Source organism: Streptomyces sp. NBC_01390 (assembly GCF_045040105.1).
GTDB lineage: Bacteria > Actinomycetota > Actinomycetes > Streptomycetales > Streptomycetaceae > Streptomyces.
The window spans coordinates 10392472-10414165 of the sequence record NZ_CP109551.1 but is presented as its reverse complement, the minus strand read 5'-3'; the positions used below and the strand labels follow the sequence as shown (position 1 = coordinate 10414165).

16 protein-coding genes are annotated in these 21694 nt (G+C 71.1%); 9 read left to right on the top strand and 7 right to left on the bottom strand.

All coding sequences use genetic code 11. The features are described 5' to 3' along the window. The first annotated feature begins 81 nt into the window (after positions 1-81). On the top strand, positions 82-2301 hold the full coding sequence (locus OG241_RS46465) for an NADP-dependent isocitrate dehydrogenase (RefSeq protein ID WP_405824731.1): 2220 nt from the start codon (positions 82-84) through the stop codon (positions 2299-2301). Between the two features lie 139 nt (positions 2302-2440). Here OG241_RS46465 and OG241_RS46460 read toward each other — a convergent pair whose 3' ends face one another. Further along, complete coding sequence (locus OG241_RS46460; RefSeq protein ID WP_405824729.1) at positions 2441-3157, bottom strand: FadR/GntR family transcriptional regulator; 717 nt, start codon at positions 3155-3157, stop codon at positions 2441-2443. A gap of 319 nt (positions 3158-3476) precedes the next feature. Between OG241_RS46460 and OG241_RS46455 the strand changes: the two genes are divergently transcribed. From OG241_RS46455 to OG241_RS46430, 6 genes are read left to right on the top strand one after another with little or no spacing between them, the layout of a single operon-like run. Next, positions 3477-4373 (top strand): proline iminopeptidase-family hydrolase, encoded by an 897-nt coding sequence (locus OG241_RS46455; protein WP_405824727.1) that lies wholly within the window; start codon positions 3477-3479, stop codon positions 4371-4373. A 56-nt stretch (positions 4374-4429) separates the two neighbouring features. Continuing rightward, on the top strand, positions 4430-6157 hold the full coding sequence (locus OG241_RS46450; protein WP_405824725.1) for an ABC transporter substrate-binding protein: 1728 nt from the start codon (positions 4430-4432) through the stop codon (positions 6155-6157). After that, on the top strand, positions 6154-7185 hold the full coding sequence (locus OG241_RS46445) for an ABC transporter permease (protein ID WP_405824723.1): 1032 nt from the start codon (positions 6154-6156) through the stop codon (positions 7183-7185). Before OG241_RS46450 ends, OG241_RS46445 begins: the two co-directional genes overlap by 4 nt. Before the next feature lie 4 nt (positions 7186-7189). Then, a complete protein-coding gene (locus tag OG241_RS46440) occupies positions 7190-8158 on the top strand; it encodes an ABC transporter permease (protein ID WP_405824721.1) in 969 nt (322 codons plus the stop codon). Continuing rightward, positions 8151-9176 carry an ABC transporter ATP-binding protein gene (locus OG241_RS46435; RefSeq protein ID WP_405824720.1) on the top strand — a complete coding sequence of 342 codons (1026 nt, stop codon included), beginning with the start codon at positions 8151-8153 and terminating at the stop codon, positions 9174-9176. Before OG241_RS46440 ends, OG241_RS46435 begins: the two co-directional genes overlap by 8 nt. Then, positions 9173-10201 carry an ABC transporter ATP-binding protein gene (locus OG241_RS46430; protein WP_405824718.1) on the top strand — a complete coding sequence of 343 codons (1029 nt, stop codon included), beginning with the start codon at positions 9173-9175 and terminating at the stop codon, positions 10199-10201. Before OG241_RS46435 ends, OG241_RS46430 begins: the two co-directional genes overlap by 4 nt. A 46-nt stretch (positions 10202-10247) precedes the next feature. Here OG241_RS46430 and OG241_RS46425 read toward each other — a convergent pair whose 3' ends face one another. The 3 genes from OG241_RS46425 to OG241_RS46415 are packed head-to-tail and all read right to left on the bottom strand — an operon-like array spanning position 10248 to position 12915. Further along, positions 10248-10790 (bottom strand): hypothetical protein, encoded by a 543-nt coding sequence (locus OG241_RS46425; protein ID WP_405824716.1) that lies wholly within the window; start codon positions 10788-10790, stop codon positions 10248-10250. After that, positions 10787-11431: an RNA polymerase sigma factor gene (locus tag OG241_RS46420; RefSeq protein ID WP_405824714.1), complete on the bottom strand. Its 645-nt coding sequence runs from the start codon at positions 11429-11431 to the stop codon at positions 10787-10789. The genes OG241_RS46425 and OG241_RS46420 overlap by 4 nt, the downstream gene beginning before the upstream one ends. Positions 11432-11472: 41 nt before the next feature. Further along, on the bottom strand, positions 11473-12915 hold the full coding sequence (locus OG241_RS46415) for a S8/S53 family peptidase (RefSeq protein ID WP_405824712.1): 1443 nt from the start codon (positions 12913-12915) through the stop codon (positions 11473-11475). Positions 12916-13131: 216 nt separating this feature from the next. Here OG241_RS46415 and OG241_RS46410 point away from each other — a divergent pair, with 216 nt between their 5' ends. Next, positions 13132-15699 (top strand): CHAT domain-containing protein, encoded by a 2568-nt coding sequence (locus tag OG241_RS46410; RefSeq protein ID WP_405826813.1) that lies wholly within the window; start codon positions 13132-13134, stop codon positions 15697-15699. Between the two features lie 189 nt (positions 15700-15888). Here OG241_RS46410 and OG241_RS46405 read toward each other — a convergent pair whose 3' ends face one another. Then, positions 15889-17736 carry a LuxR C-terminal-related transcriptional regulator gene (locus tag OG241_RS46405; RefSeq protein WP_405824710.1) on the bottom strand — a complete coding sequence of 616 codons (1848 nt, stop codon included), beginning with the start codon at positions 17734-17736 and terminating at the stop codon, positions 15889-15891. A 95-nt stretch (positions 17737-17831) separates the two neighbouring features. On the opposite strand from OG241_RS46405, the gene OG241_RS46400 reads away from it, so the two are divergent. After that, positions 17832-18917 carry a M12 family metallopeptidase gene (locus tag OG241_RS46400; protein WP_405824708.1) on the top strand — a complete coding sequence of 362 codons (1086 nt, stop codon included), beginning with the start codon at positions 17832-17834 and terminating at the stop codon, positions 18915-18917. Positions 18918-19050: 133 nt separating this feature from the next. Here OG241_RS46400 and OG241_RS46395 read toward each other — a convergent pair whose 3' ends face one another. Both OG241_RS46395 and OG241_RS46390 read right to left on the bottom strand, forming a co-directional pair. Then, the gene (locus tag OG241_RS46395; RefSeq protein ID WP_405824707.1) at positions 19051-20427 is read right to left on the bottom strand and encodes an NtaA/DmoA family FMN-dependent monooxygenase; all 1377 of its coding nucleotides are present in this window, start codon (positions 20425-20427) and stop codon (positions 19051-19053) included. Between the two features lie 22 nt (positions 20428-20449). Next, positions 20450-21676, bottom strand: coding sequence for an LLM class flavin-dependent oxidoreductase (locus tag OG241_RS46390; protein WP_405824705.1), 1227 nt, complete (start codon positions 21674-21676; stop codon positions 20450-20452). Positions 21677-21694 lie beyond the last annotated feature (18 nt).

Below are 21694 nucleotides of genomic sequence, written 5' to 3'. Positions count from 1 at the left end.
ACAGATCCCGAGCGACTTCCGCGCCGGGCTCTGAGATATCTTGATGTCGAGCAATGTTGCAGACGTGGAGCGGAGCACCCGGTGACTGACTCGACCATCATTTACACGCACACTGACGAGGCGCCCGCACTGGCGACGCACTCGTTCCTGCCCGTGATCCAGGCGTACGCCTCGCAGGCCGGGGTGAACGTCGAGACCCGGGACATCTCGCTGGCCGGGCGCATCATCGCCGTCTTCCCGGAGTACCTGGAGGAGGGGCAGCGCATCGCGGACGCCCTCTCCGAGCTCGGTGAGCTGGCGAAGACGCCCGAGGCGAACATCATCAAGCTGCCGAACGTGTCGGCGTCGATCCCCCAGCTCAAGGCGGCCGTCGCCGAGCTGCAGAGCCAGGGCTACGCGCTGCCGGACTACCCGGACGACCCGAAGTCGGACGAGGAGCGCGACATCCGCGCCCGGTACGACAAGATCAAGGGTTCCGCCGTGAACCCGGTGCTGCGCGAGGGCAACTCCGACCGCCGCGCCCCCGCCTCGGTGAAAAACTACGCCAAGACCCACCCGCACCGCATGGGCGCCTGGACCCCCGAGTCCAAGACGAACGTCGCGACGATGGGGCAGGACGACTTCCGCTCCACCGAGAAGTCCGTGGTGATCTCCGAGGCCGGTTCGCTGCGCATCGAGCTGGTCGGCGAGGACGGCTCGACCAGCGTCCTGCGCGAGTCCGTACCCGTCCTCGCGGACGAGGTCGTCGACGCCTCCGTCCTGCATGTCGCCGCGCTGCGCGAGTTCCTCACCGCGCAGATCGCCCGCGCCAAGGCGGAGGGTGTGCTGTTCTCCGTGCACCTCAAGGCCACGATGATGAAGGTCTCGGACCCGATCATCTTCGGCCACGTCGTGCGCGCCTTCTTCCCGAAGACGTTCGCCCAGTACGGCGAGACCCTCGCCGCGGTCGGCCTGTCCCCGAACGACGGGCTCGGCGGCATCTACAAGGGCCTGGAGGCGCTGCCCGAGGGTGCCGCGATCAAGGCGTCCTTCGACGCCGAGCTGGCCGAGGGCCCGGAGCTGGCCATGGTCGACTCCGACAAGGGCATCACCAACCTGCACGTCCCGTCCGACGTCATCGTCGACGCCTCGATGCCGGCCATGATCCGCACCTCCGGCCACATGTGGGGCCCGGACGGCAGCGAGGCCGACACCCTGGCGGTCCTCCCGGACTCCTCGTACGCCGGTGTCTACCAGGTCGCGATCGACGACTGCCGCGCCAACGGCGCCTACGACCCGTCGACCATGGGCTCGGTCCCGAACGTCGGTCTGATGGCGCAGAAGGCCGAGGAGTACGGCAGCCACGACAAGACCTTCGAGATCCCGGCCGCCGGTACGGTCCGCCTCGTCGACCAGGCCGGCAACGTGCTGATCGAGCAGCCGGTCGCCGCCGGTGACATCTTCCGCGCCTGCCAGACCAAGGACGCGCCGATCAGGGACTGGGTGAAGCTGGCCGTCACCCGCGCCCGCGCCACCGGCGACCCGGCGGTGTTCTGGCTGGACGAGACCCGCGCCCACGACGCCAACCTGATCGCCAAGGTCAACGCGTACCTGCCGGAGCACGACACCGAGGGCCTGGACATCCGTGTCCTGAACCCGGTCGAGGCGACCAAGCTGTCGGTGGAGCGCATCCGGCGCGGCGAGGACACCATCTCGGTGACCGGCAACGTGCTGCGCGACTACCTGACCGACCTGTTCCCGATCCTGGAGCTGGGCACCAGCGCCAAGATGCTGTCGGTCGTCCCGCTGATGGCGGGCGGCGGCCTGTTCGAGACGGGTGCCGGCGGCTCCGCCCCGAAGCACGTCCAGCAGCTCGTCAAGGAGAACTACCTGCGCTGGGACAGCCTGGGTGAGTTCTTCGCGCTGGCGGCCAGCTTCGAGCACCTCGCGACCACCACGGGCAACGCGCGTGCCCAGGTGCTCGCCGACACGCTCGACCGTGCGACGGCGACCTTCCTCAACGAGGACAAGTCGCCGACCCGCCGTGTCGGCGGCATCGACAACCGTGGCAGCCACTTCTTCCTGTCCCTGTACTGGGCGCAGGAGCTGGCGGCGCAGACGGACGACGCGGATCTGGCGAAGGGGTTCGCCTCGTTCGCCGAGGCGCTCACCGCGAACGCGGAGACGATTGTGGCCGAGCTGATCGCGGTTCAGGGGAAGCCGGCGGACATCGGTGGGTACTACCAGCCGGACGTGGAGAAGGCGAAGACGGTCATGCGGCCGTCGGTTACCTGGAACGAGACGCTGGCGACGTTGAGCTAGCGCTCGGCGGGGTGGTTCGGTCGTTTGTTGGGCGCGGGCCCGGTGGGGGCTTGTCGCGCAGTTCCCCGCGCCCCTGAAACGCCCCCCCCGCTCACCGTCTGGCCCCCGGGACGCGTATCTGCGTCCCGGGGGCCGGTTTTTATGACGGGTTGATGTTCCTGACCCTTGCCAGGACGTCTCGGATCATGTCGGCGCTGATGGTGAAGTGGGCGCGGGCGATTTCTTCCGCCTTCTCCGGGTCGCCGGCCGCTACCGCCTCGTAGAGGGCCTTGTGGTCCTCGCCGCCTCGGTGGAAGTGGGTACGTTCGCCCTTGCCCCAGGGTTCGACCGGGAAGCCGAGGCTGGCGCGGGCCAGCAGGTCGCGGCTGAGCATGGCGATCTGGGGGTTGTGCGTGGCGTCGCAGATGCTGCGGTGGAAGGCACTGTCGGCGGCGTGTTCCTCGCGCGGGTCGCGCGCGGACAGGTAGGCCGTCAGGGCGTCACGCATGGGTACGAGGTCCTCGGGGCGCCGTCGCCTGGCCGCCGTAGCCGCCACCATTCCCTCCACCAGCCCGCGCAGGTCGAAGAGTTGCTCGAACTCCGCCCAGCGCGGCACCAGGGTGCGCCGGACGGCGGCACCGGAGGACTCGGTCCAGCTGTCGCGCACATAGGCGCCGCCGTTGCGGCCCCGGCGGATCTCGATGACACCGACCGCCTGGAGCCGGCCGACCGCCTCACGCACCGTGGGACGGCTCACCCCCAGCAGCGTGATCAGCTCGCGCTCCACCGGCAGCCGCTCCCCCGGCAGGAAGTCTCCGACGGCGATCGCGGTGAGCAGCCGGTCGGAGACCTCGTCGACCGCCGAGGCCACACGCACCGGGCGCAGTTCGGGCGAGGGGGCGCCACCGCCCGACAGGGCACGGTCGAAGACCCGCGAGAACTCGTCGCCGACGCCTGGTCGGTCCGGCGGCTCGGGCGGTTGTGGTGACTCCGGTGCGACGGTCAGCGGTCCTCCCCGGTCGGTCGCGGGTTCCGGGCGCGTGAACGCGCGGTTACTTCTGCCGGGCCACCGCTAAGAAGCCTTAAAAGGTCTTGTGGACTGAGCATTTACCCAAACAGTATGTCAGCCATCCCCGAACACCAATCCTTTTCAGACGCCGACTGGCTTGATTCTGCCCTGCCCCGGAGGCTCTTCAGTGGCGATCCCCGAACCGAACCACACCGGGACCATCGACTTCAACGGCTGGTCCACCTGGTACCGCGTCACCGGTGAACCCGGCAGGACACCACTGGTGGTCCTGCACGGCGGCCCCGGCGCCGGTCACGACTACACGCTCCGCATCGCCGGCATCGCCCAGCAGGGCCGCCCGGTGGTGCACTACGACCAGCTCGGCATCGGACGGTCCACCCATCTGCCCGACGAGGGCGCCGACTTCTGGACCGTCCAGCTGTTCCTCGACGAACTCGACAACCTGCTGGGGAAGTTGGGCTTCGCCGACGCCTACCACCTCCTCGGTCAGTCGTGGGGCGGCATGCTCGCCGCCGAGCACGCCGTGCGCCGGCCGGCCGGGCTGCGCGGGCTGGTCATCGCCAACTCCCCCGCCTCCATGGAGCTCTGGCTGGCGGGCGCCGCCGAACTGCGCTCCGCGCTCCCGCCCGAGGTCCAGGAGACCCTGCTCGCCCACGAGACGGCCGGGACCACCGACCACCCCGACTACCACGCGGCCGAGCAGGTCTTCTACGAGCGCCATGTGTGCCGTACGGTCCCGGCGCCCCCCGAGGTCCAGGCCACCTGGGACAATATCGCGGCCGACCCGACCGTGTACCACACCATGAACGGGCCGAACGAGTTCCATGTGATCGGGACCATGAAGGAGTGGTCGGTCGTCGACCGGCTGCACCTGATCGACGTGCCGACGCTGCTGGTGTCCGGCCGCCACGACGAGGCGACGCCCGACACGCTCCGGCCCTTCGCCGACCTCGTTCCCGATGTGCGCTGGCACATGTTCGAGCACTCCAGCCATATGCCGCACGTCGAGGAGGAGGAGCTGTACCTCCAGGTCGTCGGCGACTTCCTCGACTCGACCGACTGAGTCGCCCAAACCCCCCGCGCCTTCAACGCCCGCTTCTCCGACGGGAGTTCCCGCCCATGCCCCGGATCACCAGACGCACCGCCCTCGCCGCGGTGACCGCCGCCCTTGCCCTCACCGCGACCGCCTGTTCGTCCTCCGACGACGGCGGCTCGTCGAACCCGACCTCCACCGCCACCGGCGGCGCCCAGTCGGCCGCGTTCCAGCCCGCGCACAAGGGCGGCACGCTGAAACTGGTCGCCCACGCGGCCGCCGGAACCTTCGACCCGCAGGTCAACTACACGCTCCAGTACTGGCAGTTGTACCAGTCGATGTACGACGGGTTGCTGGCGTTCAAGAAGACCGGCGGGCAGGAGTCGTTCACCGTCGTCCCCGATCTGGCGGCGGCCATGCCGGTGGTCGGCGACGGCGGGAAGACGTACACCTTCACGCTCCGCAAGGGCATCAAGTTCTCCACCGGCAAGCCCGTGACCACCGACGACGTGGTGGCGTCCTTCCAGCGGATCTTCAAGGTGTCCAGCCCGACCGCCGGCACCTTCTACAACGGGATCGTCGGCGCGGACGCCTGTCTCAAGACGCCGGCCTCCTGCACGCTCGCCAAGGGCGTCGTCGGTGACGCGGCGGCCGGCACGGTCACCGTCCATCTGACCGCGCCGGACCCGGAGTTCGCGTACAAGCTGGCCGTTCCGCACGCGAGCATCCTGCCGAAGGACTCGCCGGTGAAGGACGCGGGCACCAAGCCCCTCCCGACGACCGGCCCGTACATGGCGGCCTCGTACGATCCGAACCGGGCGCTCAAGCTGGTCCGCAACCCGTACTTCAAGGAGTGGTCCCGCGAGGCCCAGCCCCAGGCCTACGCCGACGACGTCGACTACACCTTCGGGCAGACCGTCGAGTCCGAGGTGACCGCCGTACAGAACGGCTCGGCGGACTGGATGTACGACCCGCCGCCCTCCGACCGGCTGAGCGAGATCGGCACGAAGTACGCCTCGCAGGCGCACGTCAATCCGCTGACCGCGTTCTGGTACGTCACGCTGAACGTCAACTCGGCCCCGTTCAACAACAAGTTGGCGCGCCAGGCCATCAACTGGGCGGTCGACCGGGACGCGGTGGTCGGGCTGTACGGCGGCAAGAACCTCGCCTCGCCCGCGTGCACGATCCTGCCGCCGGGCTTCCCCGGGCACGTCGACAAGTGCCAGTACACCAAGGGCGGCGGGAAGACCTGGTCGGCGCCGGACCTCGCCAAGGCGAAGGCGCTGGTCAAGCAGTCGGGGACGGCCGGGCAGGAGGTCGGCATCGTCGTCCAGGACGACGAGGTGAACAAGTCGATCGGGCAGTATCTGCAGAGTCTGCTGACCCAGCTCGGCTACAAGGCGACGCTCAAGCCGCTGTCCGGGAACATCCAGTTCACCTACATCCAGAACACCAAGAACAAGGTGCAGTTGGCGCTGACGTCCTGGTACCAGGACTACCCGGCCGCCTCCGACTTCCTCAACGTGCTGCTGTCGTGTGCCTCGTTCCACCCGGGCAGTGACTCCAGCATCAACATCTCCGGGTTCTGCGACAAGGGCATCGACGCGCGGATGCAGACCGCGCTGAAGACCGGGCAGACCGACCAGAAGGCCGCCGACCAGCAGTGGGGCACGATCGACCAGGACATCATGGCGCAGTCCCCGGTGGTCCCGGTGATCAACCCGAAGCTCGTCGACTTCACTTCGAAGCGGGTCGGCAACTACCGGTTCAGCAAGCAGTTCTACATGCTCGTCGGGCAGCTGTGGGTCAAGTGAGCGGCATCGCGACCCAGTTGGCCGCCCCAGAGGCCCGGCGACGTTCGCCGGGCCCCTGGCGGACCGCCGCCGCCGACCTGCTGCGCAACAGGTCGGCGGTGGCCGCGGCCCTCGTCCTGCTCGCCGTCGTCACGGTGACCCTGTGCGCTCCGCTGTACGCCGACCACATCGCGCACACCGACCCGTTCCAGTCGCATGTCTCCGGTACGACGGTCGTGGGGGGAAAAACCGTGCCGGTGCTGACGCCCAGCACCACCGGCCTCGGTCTCGGCGTCACGCCCATCGGCCCCACCTGGGACTTCAGCCACTACTTCCTCGGCTCCGACAACCAGGGCCGGGACGTCATGGCCCGGCTGCTCTACGGCGGCCGTACGAGCCTGTTCATCGGGGTCGCGGCGGCGCTGGTGTGCTGCGTGGTCGGTACGGCCGTCGGGGTCGTCGCCGGGTACGCGGGCGGGTTCGTCGACGCGGTCATCTCCCGTGTGCTGGACGTGATCTGGGCCTTCCCGGTCTATCTGCTGGCCATCTGTCTGTCCGTCGTACTGCTCACGGACGGGCTCAGTCTCGGACCGGTCACCGTCGAGGCGGGGAGTCTGTGGCTGCCCGTCGTGATCATCGCGGCGATCTACGTCCCGTACGTGGCCCGGCCGATGCGCGGGCAGGTGCTGGTGCTGCGGAACAAGGAGTTCATCCAGGCGTCCATCGGGTCGGGCGCGCCCGCGCTGCGGGTCATGCGACGGGAGGTGCTGCCCAACGTGCTGCCCACCGCGATCGTGTTCCTGCCGCTGATGACCGCGCTGGCGATGCTCACGGAGTCGGCGCTGTCCTTCCTGTCGGTGGGCGTCCAGGCGCCCGACGCCAGTTGGGGAACGATCATCGAGGACGGCCTCGGGCTGCTGTACACCCGTCCGACGGTGACGATCGCGCCCGGGCTGCTCATCGCGCTGACGACGGCCGCCCTCAACGTGCTCGGCGACGGAGTGCGCGACGCCCTCGACCCGAACGCCCGACTGCGCGGAGGGGTGTGATCCGATGCTGTACTTCGCGCTCCGGCGCTTCCTCTCCGCGCTCCTGGTGATGTTCGCGATCAGTGTGCTGGTGTTCCTGATCTTCTTCGCCACCCCGGGAGTCGACCCCGCCGCCCGTATCGCGGGCCGCAACGCCGACCCGGCCACCCTCGCCCAGGTACGGCACTCCTTCGGCCTCGACCGGCCGCTGCCCGTGCGCTATCTGCTGATGATGCGGCACCTCTTGATCGACCGGGACCTGGAGTCGTTCGTCAACCGCGGCTCGAAGGTCATCCCGCAGATCACGCAGGCCATGCCTGTGACGCTGTCGCTGGTGATCGGGGCGGCGGTCATCTGGATGACGGTCGGCATCCTCATGGGCACGGTGGCCGCCGCCCTGCGCGGCACGGCCGCCGACCCGCTGATCATGCTGGTCGGGGTCGTCGGCGTCTCGCTGCCCGCCTACTGGCTCGGCGAGGTCGTCAACCTCCTCACCCAGAAGCGGCTGCACGACTCGGTGTTCTCCTGGGTACCGCCACCCGGGTACGTGGACCTGACCAAGGACCCCGGCCAGTGGGCGCTGCACCTGCTCTTCCCTTGGCTCACCCTGGCGCTGCTGTACGCCGGTATCTACGCCCGGCTGCTGCGCGGCGAGGTCGTCAGCGCGCTCGGCGAGGACTACGTACGCACCGCCCGTGCCAAGGGACTGTCCGAGCGGCGGATCCTGGTCCGGCACGCGCTGCGCTGCTCGCTCATCCCGATCGTGTCGCTGTTCGGCCTGGACTTCGGCGCGCTGGTGGGCGGCGCGGCCCTGCTGACCGAGGTCGTCTTCGGCCTGCCAGGCGTCGGCAAGCTCACCTTCGACGCGCTGCAGAACCTGGACCTGCCCGTGATCATGGGGACGGTCATGTACGCGGCGTTCTTCGTGGTCCTCGCCAACGCGCTGGTCGACATCCTGTACGCGCGACTCGATCCGAGGGCCCGCCATGTCTGAACCTTCTGAACCCCTGCTCGACGTACGGGATCTGCGGATCTCCTTCCGTACCCGCACCGGCACGGTCACGGCCGTGGACGGGTTGTCCTTCTCGGTCGTCCCCGGCGAGATCCTGGGCGTGGTCGGCGAGTCGGGCTCCGGCAAGAGCGTCTCGATGCTGGCCGTGCTGCGGCTGCTCACCAGTCCGAACGTCACCGTCACGGGCGAAGTCCGCTTCCGTGGGCGGGACTTGCTCACCCTCCCCGACAAGGAGATGCGGTCGGTGCGCGGCCGGGAGATCGCCATGGTCTTCCAGGACCCGATGACCGCGCTGACCCCGGTCTACACGGTCGGCTGGCAGATCGCCGAGCAGATCAGGGCGCACGAGAAGGTGTCCCGGAAGGAGGCGCTCGCGCGGGCGGTCGACCTGCTGTCCGACGTGGGCATCCCGGACGCCGCCTCGCGTGTCGACGCCTACCCGCACGAGTTCTCGGGCGGGATGCGGCAGCGGGCGGTCATCGCGATGGCCCTCGCCTGCGGTCCGGCGCTGCTGATCGCCGACGAGCCGACCACCGCGCTCGATGTGACGATCCAGGCCCAGATCCTCGACCTGATGCGGGAGTTGAACCAGCGCGGTTCGGCGGTGGTCCTCATCACGCACGACATGGGTGTGGTGTCCGAGATCGCCGACCGGGTGCTGGTGATGTACGGCGGGCGGGCGGCCGAGGAGGGGCCGCGCCGGGCCGTGTTCCACGGCCCCCGGCATCCGTACACCTGGGGGCTGCTCGACTCGGTGCCCCGGGTCGGCGGGCCTCGGCTGCGCCGGCTGCCCACCATCGCGGGCGTGCCCGTGTCGCCGGACAGCCTGCCGGAGGGGTGCGCGTTCGCGCCGAGGTGCCCGGCGCGGCACGACCGGTGCGCCGAACGCCCGGTACTGCGCGGCGAGTCGGGGCACCTCGACGCCTGCTGGCTGCCGGCCGAGGAGCGCGCGTCGGCCCGTACGGCGCACTCCACACTGGACAGAAAGGCGGCACCGTGACCACGGCCCCCCAGACCGGAACCGGCGGCGCCGACGTGCTGTTGCGCGCCACCGACGTCACCAAGCACTACCCCCTGCGCGGCGACTCCCTCACCCGGCGCCGCAAGGTACTGCGAGCCGTGGACGGGGTCTCGCTGGAGGTGCGGCGGGGTGAGACCCTCGGCATCGTCGGCGAGTCCGGCTGCGGGAAGTCGACGCTCGGCCGCTGTCTGGTCCGGCTCACCGACATCACCGGCGGGCGGGTCGAGTTCGACGGGCAGGACATCACCACCCTGTCCGCACGCCGACTGCGCCCCGTACGACCGGGGATGCAGCTCGTCTTCCAGGATCCGCAGGCCTCCCTGAACCCGCGCCGCCGGGCCGGGGACATCGTCGCAGAGCCGCTGCTCATCCACCGGTACGGGGATGCCGCCGCCGTCCGGCGCCGGGTGGCCGAGCTGTTCGACGTGGTGGGGCTGGCGGCGGCCCATCTGGACCGGTACCCGCACGAGTTCTCGGGCGGTCAGCGTCAACGCATCGGTATCGCGCGGGCGTTGGCGACGTCCCCGAAGCTGGTCGTCGCCGACGAACCGGTGTCCGCGCTCGATGTGTCGATCCAGGCGCAGGTGCTGAACCTGTTCGCCGATCTCCAGGACGAGTTCGGGCTGACGTACGTCTTCATCGCGCACGACCTGGGCGTGGTCCGTCATGTGTCGGACCGGATCGCGGTCATGTATCTCGGTGAGATCGTCGAACTCGCCGACACGGAGACGCTGTACGGGGCTCCCGCGCACCCCTACACCGAGGCGCTGATGTCGGCGGTCCCGGAGATCGACGACGGGACGGGCGCCCCGGACGCGCCGCGCCGTGAGCGGATCGTCCTCACCGGGGACGTACCCAATCCGGTGGCCAAACCGGCCGGCTGCACCTTCCACACGCGGTGTCCGTACGCGCGGGAGGTGTGCGCCGTGGAGCGGCCCCCGCTGGTCACGACGGCGGCGGGGAGTGCGGTCGCCTGCCACTACCCGTTGGTGGCCGTGGGGTGAGAGCGGTTGCCGGGGGCGGGTCCGCCCCCGGCTCTCGTGCGTCGCGTCAGACGCGCAGCCACTCCGTCACGACGACCTCCGCGTCCGTCCGCAGCCGGAGCGCGAAGGGGCCGGTGACATGCAGGTCGCTGGTGAAGCGGCCCATGCCGTCGGCGGTGAGGGTGGGAGGCGAGGCGAGCTGCGGACCGCTCAGCACCTCGATCCTGGCCTCCTGCGGCGGTAACACCTGCCCCATCAGACCGTGTGCGCTCACCTCGATGTCGACCGTCAGTTCGTCCGTGTGGAAGGTCAGCATGCGGGGCGGGGCCATTTCGCCTCTGACCGGGATTCCGTGGACGAGCGAGTCGAAGGTCAGCTCCGCCAGCCGGGTGTCGAGCGAGTACAGGGCGTAGGCCTCGACCGCGGTCTGCTGGAGCTGCGCCGGGACCGGATCCATGACGGCGGCGGCCTGGCTCAGTGTCTCCTGCAGAAGGTCGTTGTCCAGCGAGTCGTCGCCCTCGAACTCCGGCAGGTCGTCGGCGTCGTCGATGTCGTCGTCGAATCCCTCGGGGTCCTGGGGCAGTCCGTCGCCGTCGTGTGCGTTGTTCACAGCACCCCCCGGGCGGCCAGTCGTACCCGCAGCCGGCGCAGGCAGCGCTGGCGCAGGGGGCCGATGCTGCCGACGGCGATACCGAGGCCGGCGGAGATCTCCTGGTAGCTCGGTGGCGGCGAGGACATCAGGATGCGCAGCAACTGCCTGCAGCGGGCGCCGAGTTCCTCGAACTCCTGCCATAACCGCCGGACGCGCTCCGCCTCGGCGGAGGCCTCCTCGGACTGGATCACCCACTGTTCGGGCGTACGGTCGTCGCTGATCCGGTCGAGCAGCTGGGCGTCGTCCGTCGGTGTCATCCGCTGGGTGCTCCTGATGACCTTGAGGCACTCGTGCCGGGCCGTGCTGGCGAGCCAGGAGCCCGCCTTCTCCGGTTCCCGGATCCGGCCCAGATGCTGGGCGAAGCGGAACCAGACGGTCGAGTAGACCTCGTGCGCGTCGGCGTCGGACAGCCGGTGGGCGCGTGCCACCGACCACACCAACGGGCTCAGCCCCTCCACCAGCGCCTTCCAGCCCGCCGCGTCACCGTCGACGGCAGACTGGACCAAGGCGCCGACCGCAGCTCGGTCCACGTCCCCACCCCTCGTGTACGGCCAGTCATCGTACGCCGTGGAAGGGGGTGCTCCACTCGTCCTACGCATGGTCCTCACTCGATTTGTCCTTGTACGGAGGCATGTTGACCTCATGGGGCGGGCTGGAGGTTCACGACCGGCACCGGGCTCCAGGTGGGCGGGATCAGCGCGGGTACGACCGCGCCCCGGACCTCGGCGAACTCGGTGTTCGCCGCGAGGAGTTGCTGCCGGGCGACGCGCGGGTCGGCCTCCTTGTGTGCGGTCATGTGGGCGGCGATCATCGCGGCGACCACCGGGGTGGCGAACGAGGTGCCGCTCCACTGGGCGAACCCCTCGAACATCACCTGGTCCGGGGTGCCCGAGGCGGTCTCGGTGTCTCCCGAGAGCACACCGAGGTGCGCGGGGGCCTGGCAGGTGCAGGCGTAGGTGAAGTGGTGCCGGCAGGTGGCGTACGTGCTGTGCTGGTAGATGTACGGCACCGGTGTCCCGAAGCCGGTGAGAGCACCGGTGAGACGCTCACCGGGGGCGTAGACCTTCACCCACGCGCCGTGGTTGCTGAAGCAGGCGCCGAACTCGCCGTCGCTGCGCAGGGCGCCCACGGAGATCACCGACTGGGCGTACTCGGGCTTGTCGGCGTAGGCGGCGGGCCAGAAGGGGGTGGCGCTGGCGTTGTTGCCGGCGGCGGCGACCAGCAGGGTGCGGGGCTGTTGGCGCAGGGCCTCCATGAACGCGGTGAGGCCGAGCAGGCCTTCCGTGCTGCCGTTCGACGTGCCGGCGGAGAGGCTGATGATGGGGGGCCAGCCGTCGCGCTCGACGGCCTCGAAGAGTTTGTCGCCGAACTCGGACTCCAGGATCGCGCCGGCGTCGTTGAGGGTGTTGCGGGAGACGATGTTCGTGTTGGGGGCGACGGCCGCGACAAGGCCCGAGATGAACGTGCCGTGCCCGGCGTACTGCTGGAGCACGCCGTTCGCGTCGCACTCGTCGAGCTGGGTGTCGCCCTGGACGTGGGCCATCGCCGGGTAGGACGCGTAGTCGTGCATGAGGCCGGTGTCGACGACCAGGACGCCGACCGCGCTCTCCGGGTCGTAACCGCTCTCCGCGACCGCCGGGTTGGGTCCCGCGGCGAAGGGGACAGGCACGGGCTCGTCGCCGGGACAGGCGTTGACAGGGGCGATGTGCACCACGTGGTTGCGGCTGACCAGGCGCCGCCCCGCGTTGCCCTCCGTCTCCCTGAGCGCACGCAGCGCGCCCGCCACCGCGCGGTCGCCGTGCCGGCCGCCCTGGGCCGGGTCGCCGACCCGGATCCGGGTGATGCCCGACCGGTTGGTCTGCGGGCTCGCGCGGCGCACGTCGTCGGCGGCGAGGCCGGCGAACGTGGTGAAGTGCGCGCGTACGGTGTCCTCCACGATCCGCGCCTCCTCGCCGTCGCGGGCGAGGACGACACCCTTCTCGTAGATGAACTCGGCGGCGTCGTCGGGCCCCATCGCCAGCTCGACGCCGGGCATGGAGCGCTGGATCTGGTCGAACTGCTCCTGGAAACGCTGAGGTGCCATGGAAATGCCCTCCCCCTTGAACCGATCCCCTGTTGCCACAATGAAGAGCCGTCCGGCCGCCGCGTGATACAGGGGTCGCGGCACGTTTCTTGATACAGGGATCGTTCAGCGATGGACAGCGAGTTATCCATGGCCAAACCTGTGTGACGCGGGGCGCGGAGCACTACCATCCGTTGGGTGACAGCGGGAAGCGACACGGTCCTCGAACTGCTCCCAATGGTGTTCGCCCGACCGAAGGACGCCCTCGCGCGCGCGGAGAACGTCCTCGGCAGCGATCCGACGCCGTTGCACGCCTCCGTCGCCCATCAGGTGATCGGTATGTGGCAGCGGGACTTCGGCGACATGCGCGTCGCCCTGCGTCATCTGCGGCGCGCCCGCGATCTCGCGGCGGACGCCGGTTCGGCGGAGCGTGAGGCGGACGTCCTCGGCACGCTCGGTGTGGCGCTGGTCCACGCGGGCCGTACCCGGCAGGGCCTGGAGGCCTTCGAGCAGGGCGTCGACCGGGGCACGGGCCATACACGCGCGCGCGTGCTGTACCGGCGGGCGTACGCCTGGTGGGTGCTGGGCCATCATCGCGAGGCCCTGGAGGACGTACGGCGGGCCATTCCCGTGCTGCGGCAGGCGGACGACACCATCTGGACGGCGCGGGCGCTGACCCTGCGGGCGACCGTGCATCTAGCGCTGGGCCGACCCGAGCGGGCCGACGCCGACTTCACGGCCGCCGAGCAGCTGTGGGACACCACCGGCCAGGAGCACGACAAGGCCGACGTCGTCGAGAGCCGGGCGCTGGCCGCCTACCGGGCCGGGGACATTCCGGCGGCGCTGCGCCTGTTCGACGAGGCGGCCGAGCGCTACGACCGGCTGGGCACGCCGATCTTCGTGTTCTACATCCGGCGCTGCGAGGTGCTGATGGCGGCCGGGCTGGTGCCGGAGGCGGTCGCGGAGGCCGACGCGGCGCTCTCCGTGCTCGACGGCATCGGCGGACAGAGCACCCGCAAGGCGGAGCTGCTGCTGACCGCCGCGAAGGCCGCCCGCCTCGCGGACGATCCGCACACCGCGATCGCCCGCGCGGCGGTGGCCGTACGTCTGTTCGCCGGGCAGCGGCGCAGCTGGTGGGAGGCGCACGCCCGGCTGGTGCTGCTGGAAGCGCGGGTCGCGACCGGGCGGACGTCGGGCAGGCTCGTCGCGGACGCGGCGGCGGTGGCCGACCGTCTCGCCGCCTTCGGGTCGCCGGCCGCGCCGGAGGCATCGCTGCTCGCGGGCCGGATCGCGCTCAAGCTGGGCTGGACCGAGGACGCGGAGAAGCATCTGAAGGTGGCCGCCCGCAGCCGGCGCGTCGGGCCACCGCTGGCCCGGATGACGGGCTGGGCGGCGCAGGCGCTGCGCGCGGAGGCGGCCGGGTCGGGGCGCGGCGTGCTGGAGGCCTGCCGGCGCGGGCTCGCCGTCCTGGACGACCACCGGATGACGCTCGGCGCCTCGGAGCTGCGGGCCCGGGCCACGGCTCAGGGTGCCGAACTGGCCGCCCTGGCACAGCGGGCGACCCTGGTGTCCGGGGGGCCGCGGCGGCTGCTGGTGTGGAGCGAGCGGTGGCGGGCCACGGTCCTGTCGGCGCCGCCCGCCCGGCCGCCCGACGATCCGGCGCTCGTCCAGAGTCTGACCGCGTTCCGGGAGATCGCCTCCCGCGCGGAGGAGGCCCGGATCGACGGCCGCCCGGTTCCCGCGCTGGAGCGTGAACAGCGTCGCCTGGAACGGGAGGTGCGCTCGCGCACCCTCCACATCAGCGGCGAGTCCCCCGGCGGCGGGCGCAGCTTCGACCCCGGTCGGCTGCTCGAACACCTGGGCAGCGGTGGGCGGTTGATCGAGATCGCCGTCGTCGACGGCAGGGTGCAGGTGCTGCTCTGTGGTGAGGGGCGGGTACGCCGCTTCGAGGCGGGGCGGCTCGCGGACGCGGTGACGGAGGCGGAGCACGTCCAGGCGGGTCTGCGGCGGCTCGCGCATCCGGGGGCGGAGGGCAGGCTGCCGGTCCTCGAGGCGTCGGGGCGCCGGCTGGAGGAACTGCTGCTGGGCGCCGCCGTTCCGTATCTGGGCCAGGGCCCGGTGGTCGTGGTCCCACCGGGGAGGCTGCACCGGGTTCCCTGGGCGCTGCTGCCCTCCCTCCGGGAGCGGGTGCTCAGTGTGTCCCCGTCGGCGAGCAGTTGGCTGCGCGCCCAGGAGACCGGGCCTCCGTCGGGCGGCCGGCATGTCCTGGTCCGGGGGCCGGGGCTGGCGAGCGGCGGGGCGGAGGTGCCCGACCTGGTCGACCGGTACGGCAGGCCGACGGTCCTCGAACACGAAGGCGCGCGGGTTCCGGCGGTGCTGGAGGCGCTGGACGGGGCCGCGCTGGCCCATATCGCCGCCCACGGCACCTTCCGGGCGGACAGTCCGCTCTTCTCGTCGCTGCGGATGGCCGACGGTCCGCTGATCGTGCACGACTTCGAGCGCCTCGGCCGCAGCCCGTACCGGATCATCCTGTCCAGCTGCGACACGGGCCGCCTCGCGACCGTCGGCGCGGACGAACTCCTCGGTCTGGTCACGGCGTTGCTCCCGCTGGGCACGGCGGGCGTGGTGGCGAGCAGCGCGCCGGTCAACGACGCGGCCGTGGTCCCGCTGATGCTGGCCCTGCACAAGGGCCTCAGCGTGGGCCTCTCCCTCGCCGAAGCCCTCCGCGACGCCCGCGCCGCCCTGCCCGGGGACGCCACCCACCAGGCGACGGGCTGGGCCTTCTCGGCGTTCGGCGCCGCCTGAGCCCGCCTAGGGGCCTGCGCCCCTGGACGGCGGCCACGTGAGCTGCGCGCGAGGCGTCGAGGCGCTCAGCATGCCGACCGGCTCGCGCCCCCTGTTCGGGAGCGGCGGGAGCCCGGCGCAGGGCAGCGCCCGAGCCCCGGCGGCGATCGTGCGGGCTGCGCCGAGAGCCGGGTCATCCCCGGACCGCGATCACGCGGGCTGCGCGGCCGGGGTGTCCTCCAGCAGCCAGGGCAGGGCGGCCCGGTCGCTCGCGCCGAGTCGGGTGTACGCGCTGTACAGGTGGTTTCCGACCGTACGGATGGACAGGGTGAGCCGGTCCGCGATCTGGCGGTTGCTCAGGCCGGTCGCCGCCAGGGTGACGATCTGGCGCTGGCGCGCGGTGAGTTCGCCGAGGACGAGACCGGACAGCGCAGGGGTACGGGCGCCCTGGCAGCGCCGGGCCAGAGTCATCGCACGGGAGCGGGACCTGCGCGCGGCGCTCGGGTCACGGTGCACCGGGACGGCCTGGGCGTGCGCCTCGGCCGCGAAGAGCAACAGGCCCCGGCGTTCGAGCAGTTCGGCGGCGCGGTCCAGCGCCGGGCCGTCCTGGCGGACGAGCGCGTCGGCGTGCCGGGCCAGGGGTTCGGCGCCCGCGCCGGGCAGTCGGGCGAGCCGGTCCGCGACCAGGTGCGGGGCCCCGAGGCGTACGGCGTCGTACAGGGTGTACGCCTCCCCCGCGCCGCCCTTGGGGTCCGTGACCGACTCCAGTGCCCCGGCGAGGTCGCCGTGCGCCGCCCGCAGCCAGGGGGTCGCGTGCCCGGGGGACGCGGTCGCCGCCTCGCTCGACTGGGCTGCCGCCAGCGCCAGTTCCGTACGGCAGGACGGGTCGTCCGGGTCGGCGAGCAGGCCTTCCCGGGCCCAGGACAGTGCTTCGCGCAGTTCTCCGCGCAGTCGGGCGAAGCGGGCCCGGACGGTCGCGTAGCCGACCGATACGGCTGGGTGCGGTCCCGTGTTCTCGGCCGTCAGCCAGTCCCCGACGGGGCCGGCCGGCTCCTGGACGTCGGTGCGTTCGATCCGGTCGGCCAGTTCGGCGCGCTCGGCCTCCAGGGCCGACGCGCACTCGGCCGGGGTACGGGACAGTCGCCTGGCCCGGAGTTGTCCGGCGCCCGCGCGCAGGACGGGGCCGTGCAGGGGGTGGGCGAGGCGGACCTCGGTCATGGCGTCGACGCTGATCAGACCATCGGCTTCGAGGCGTTCGAGGGCGTACAGGTCCAGGTCGGCGAGGTCCAGTGCGAGCGGTTCACTGAACGCCAGACGGTCCAGCGCGTCCCGTTCCGCGGTGCAGGAGCGGTTCAGTGCCTGGGCGGCTCTCTCACGTACCGCGGCGGTCACGGGAACCGGGCCTCGCCACTTCAACTCGTCCGATTCCAGGGCGAGTTCGCCGCGTCCGAGCACCGCGCCGATCAGGTCGCGCAGCAGCCGCAGGTCGCCCTGGCAGAGGTGGTGCAGACGGCGGGCGGTGAGCGGCTCGACCGGGCCGCCGACAGCGGCCGCGACCAGCTGGGCGGTCTCCTCACGGGGCAGCGGCTCAAGGGCGAGACGCGGCAGCACCTCGCCGGTCCACAAGCGGGACACCGCACCGGGCGCCGCACTGCCGTCGGTTGCCACGACGAGCAGCCGGGTACGTCCGTGGACCGCGAGCTGGTGGACCAGGGCGGCCGAGGAGTCGTCCAGCAGATGGGCGTCGTCGACCAGCAACGTCCGTACTCCGGTGAGGAGTTGGACCGCGCGATGCAGGGTCACCTGCTCCGGGAGGAGGTGGGCGAACGCGGCGAAGGGGATGTCCCGGGTCTCGGGCATGCCGGTCACCTTCGGGCACTCGATGCCCCGGACGGCCTCCGTGACGAGCCGGGTCTTGCCGCGTCCGGCCGGACCCGTCACCACGACGCCCCGCCGTTCGGCCGCCAATGACCGGCGGACCAGCTCCAGTTCGTCGTCCCGGCCGGTGAACGGCCAGGGCAGTTCCAGGGTCCTGGCATCCCGTTCGAAAGTCGTCACGTGAACAAGAGCGGGGCTACTCAGCTTTGATACAGGGTGACTTGAGTAGCCCCCGACTCAGGCGCCCGAGCGCCGCGACCCGCAGTCTGTTCCCCATGAACGCACGGTTCTGCTCACTTCCGCAGCAGCCGGCCCCCACGTTCGCACCGGGGCTGCCTGCCGAGCGGCTCAGTGCGCTCCTTTCGGGGCGCCTGATGTGGGTGAACGGCACCGTGCTCCACTACTACTTCTTCGACCGGGACAGCGACGGCTCGGTCATCCCTCTGCCGGGGACCGGGGAGACACGGTGGGAGTCATGGGTCGGCGCCGAAGCACAGCGCGACGTCGTCCGTGACTGCTTCCGGGAGTGGCTCGGCCTGGGGATCGGGCTGTCGTTCGTCGAGGTGCGCGACCGTTCAGAGGCAGAACTGCGCATCGGTTTCCAGACCGGTGACGGTTCGTACTCCACGGTCGGGCGGGACGCACTCTCGGTGGGTCTGGGGCGGCGCACGATGAACTTCGGCTGGGACCTGACCGCGCTTGGGGAGCGCGCGACGGCCCTGCACGAGATCGGGCACGCCCTGGGCCTGCTCCACGAGCACCAGAACCCGTTCGCCGGTATCCACTGGGACGACGAGGCCGTGTACGACGACCTGGCAGGTCCGCCGAACTTCTGGGGCCGCGACAGGACGAACGCCAACATCCTGAGCAAGCTCGACCCGGACGAGGTGAACGGCTCCGTCTGGGACCCGCTGTCGATCATGCAGTTCCCGTTCTCGGCGGGGCTGATCCTCGAACCGGAGCAGTTGCGCTCCGGGGTGCGGCCACCGGGGACACTCTCCCCGGCCGACAAGGAGTGCGTGCTCCGCTGGTATCCGCCGACGGGCTCGGGCAGGCCCGCCGAACTGGTGCCGTTCAGGTCGGCGCCCCTGCGTCTCGGCGCGGGCGAGCAGGCCGACTTCGGCATCGCGCCGCCGGAGACCCGCGACTACACCGTGGGGACCTTCGGGGAGAGCGACACGGTCGTCGCGGTCTTCGAGGAGATCGACGGCGAGCCCCGCTATCTGTCCGCCGACGACGACGGCGGCACTCCGCACAACGCCCATGTAAGGGTCCGGCTCGTCAAGGGCCGCCACTACTTCGTCCGCGTACGCCTCTACTCCACCTGGGGATCGGGGGAAACGGCCGTCATGTGCTGGTGATGCTGGGGGCAGAGACCAGCACATGACGGCCGCCGCGAACGACACAGACCACCTTCGGGCACCCGGGGGAGCGGTCGAGGACGTCACCTTCATGGGGGAGGGTGACGTCCTCGACCACGCCATGTACGAAGGTTCAGGACGCCGCCCGCTCCCCCGCTGCCTCGGCGTCGGGGTGGGCGAGGCCGAGCCGGTCGCGGAGGGTGGTGCCCTCGTAATCCGTGCGGAAGACGCCCCGCTCCTGGAGCAGCGGGACCACCGTGTCGGCGAAGCCGTCGAGGCCGCCCGGAGTGATGTGCGGGACCAGGATGTAGCCGTCGCTCGCGTCGGCCTGGACGAAGTCGTTGATCGTGGCAGCGACCGTGGCCGGGGAGCCGACGAAGTTCTGCCGGTTGCCAGTCTCGATGACCAGGTCACGGATCGACCAGTTGTTGGCCTCCGCCTTCTCGCGCCATTCGCGGGCGGTGGCCAGCGGGTCGCGGTACATCCGCACCTGGGCCCGGCCCCGGGAGACGGTGTGCTCGCCGAGGTCGGGATCGATGTCAGGCAGCGGTCCGTCCGGGTCGTAGGCGGACAGGTCCCGGTTCCACACGAACTCCAGATGCTTGATCGCGGTGGCCCCGCTGACCTGCAACCGCCGCACCTCGCGGGCCAGTTCCTCCGCCTCGGCGTCCGTGTCCCCCAGGACGAAACTCGCGGCAGGCAGGATCTTCAGTTCCTCCGCGTGGCGGCCGTACTTGGCCAGGCGGTTCTTGACGTCCGTGTAGAACTCCTGCCCCTCCTTGAGAGTCGCGTACCGGCTGAAGATCGCATCCGCGGTCGACGCGGCGAACTCACGGCCCTCGTCCGAATCGCCGGCCTGGAAGATGACCGGGCGGCCCTGCGGGGAGCGGGGGACGTTGAACTGGCCCTCGATGTCGAAGTGCTGCCCTTGGTGGGTGAAGGCGCCGGCTTTGGCGTCGTGCAGGAAGGTGCCGGTGGGCTGGTCGGCGAGGATCTCCTCGCCGTGCCAGGAGTCGAAGAGTTCCCCCGCCGTCTGCAGGAACTCCTTGGCCCGGGAGTAGCGCTCGTCCTGGGGCAGGAAGCCGCCGCGGCGGAAGTTCTCGCCGGTGAATGCGTCCCAGGAGGTGACGACGTTCCAGGCGGCGCGGCCGGCGGAGAGGTGGTCGAGGCTGGCGAACTGGCGGGCCACCTCGTAGGGCTCGTTGAAGGTGGAGTTGATGGTGCCGGTCAGCCCGAGGTGTTCGGTGACGGCGGCGAGCGCGGCCAGCACCGTGAACGTGTCGGGCCGTCCCACGACGTCCAGGTCGTAGATTTTTCCGCCCTGTTCCCGCAGCCGCAGTCCTTCGGCGAGGAACAGGAAGTCGAACTTGGCGCGTTCGGCGGTCTGGGCGAAGTGGACGAAGGAGCTGAACTCGATGTGGCTGCCGGCCTGCGGGTCGCTCCAAACGGTGGTGTTGTTGACGCCGGGGAAGTGCGCGGCCAGGTGGATCTGCTTCAGCGGCTTGCTCATGGGATTGTGGGGTCCTTCCGACTCAGGCGCTGGGAGCAGCGGTGGCGTAGCGGTTGGCGGGGCGGGCGAGGCGGAGGAGCCCGCGCAGGGTGTCGGCCTCGTACGTCTGCCGGAAGGCGCCCCGGCGCTGGAGTTCGGGGACCAGCTTCTGGGTGATCGCCGGGAGGTCGTGTCCGGCGACGGCGGGCCGCAGCCGGAACCCGGACAGCCCCGCCGACGCGAACTCCTGCAGCAGGTCGGCGAGTTGCGCGGCCGTGCCGGTGAAGATCCGGGCGTCGCTGGTGTACTCGTACCCCGCCAGGGCGTCCAGGCGCTCGCGGCGGGCCGTGGCCTCGGCCGGGTCGTCGTCGAGGAAGACGACCAAGTCGCCGAAGACGTGCAGGAGTTCACCGGCACGGCCGGCCGCCGCCTGCTCGGCGCGGATCTCCTCGACGATGGCGCGGGCCTGCCCGGCGTCGTGCGGAGTGACGTAACCGACGTCCGCCGCCCGGGCCACCAGCCGGTACGGGACGGTGTCGTGGGCCAGCGCCGTCACGACCGGCTGGCCCTGCGGCGGGCGAGGCGTGATGGACGGGCCCTTTACGCTGAAGTGCGGGCCCTCGAAGTCGATGTAGTGCAGCTTCTCCCGGTCGACGAAGCGGCCGGTGGCGATGTCACGGATCTCCGCGTCGTCCTCCCAGCTGTCCCACAGCCGACGCACCACCTCGACGTAATCGGCGGCCTCGTCGAAGAGGGCGGCCACGGAATCCCAGGCCCGTGGGTCGTTCAGCGGGTCGATGTGGGGTATCGAGCGGCGGCCGAAGTGGGCGGCCTCGTTCTGGCGGGCGCTGATCTGGACGCGCAGACCCGCGCGGCCGGTGCTCACATAGTCGAGGGTGGCGATCGCCTTGGAGAGGTGGAACGGCTCCGTGTGGGTGACGACGGCGGTCGGGACGATGCCGATGTGCCGGGTCAGCGGGGCGATGCGGGCCGCGATCAGGACCGCGTCGAGGCGGCCCCGGACCTGGTCGGTGCGGTCGTCCGGTTCGATGGGGTGCGAGGACTGGAGGCCGAGGCCGTCCTCGATGGTCACGAAGTCGAGCAGCCCGCGCTCGGCCTCCGCGACCAGGTCGGCCCAGTAGCGGGCGGTGAACAGTTCGGCCGGCCGGGCGACGGGTTCGCGCCAGGCGGCCGGGTGCCAGCCGGCGCCGTCCAGGGCGACGGCGAGGTGGAGGGGGGCGGAGGGATCGGGCGAAGCTGATGCGGACACGACGGGGTGCCTTCCTGA

Coding starts and splice junctions, on each gene's coding strand:
- OG241_RS46450 (WP_405824725.1), top strand. CDS start 4,430: ATGCCCCGGATCACCAGACGCACCGCCCTCGCCGCGGTGACCGCCGCC.
- OG241_RS46440 (WP_405824721.1), top strand. CDS start 7,190: ATGCTGTACTTCGCGCTCCGGCGCTTCCTCTCCGCGCTCCTGGTGATG.
- OG241_RS46435 (WP_405824720.1), top strand. CDS start 8,151: ATGTCTGAACCTTCTGAACCCCTGCTCGACGTACGGGATCTGCGGATC.
- OG241_RS46420 (WP_405824714.1), bottom strand. CDS start 11,431: ATGCGTAGGACGAGTGGAGCACCCCCTTCCACGGCGTACGATGACTGG.
- OG241_RS46415 (WP_405824712.1), bottom strand. CDS start 12,915: ATGGCACCTCAGCGTTTCCAGGAGCAGTTCGACCAGATCCAGCGCTCC.
- OG241_RS46410 (WP_405826813.1), top strand. CDS start 13,132: ATGGTGTTCGCCCGACCGAAGGACGCCCTCGCGCGCGCGGAGAACGTC.
- OG241_RS46400 (WP_405824708.1), top strand. CDS start 17,832: ATGAACGCACGGTTCTGCTCACTTCCGCAGCAGCCGGCCCCCACGTTC.
- OG241_RS46395 (WP_405824707.1), bottom strand. CDS start 20,427: ATGAGCAAGCCGCTGAAGCAGATCCACCTGGCCGCGCACTTCCCCGGC.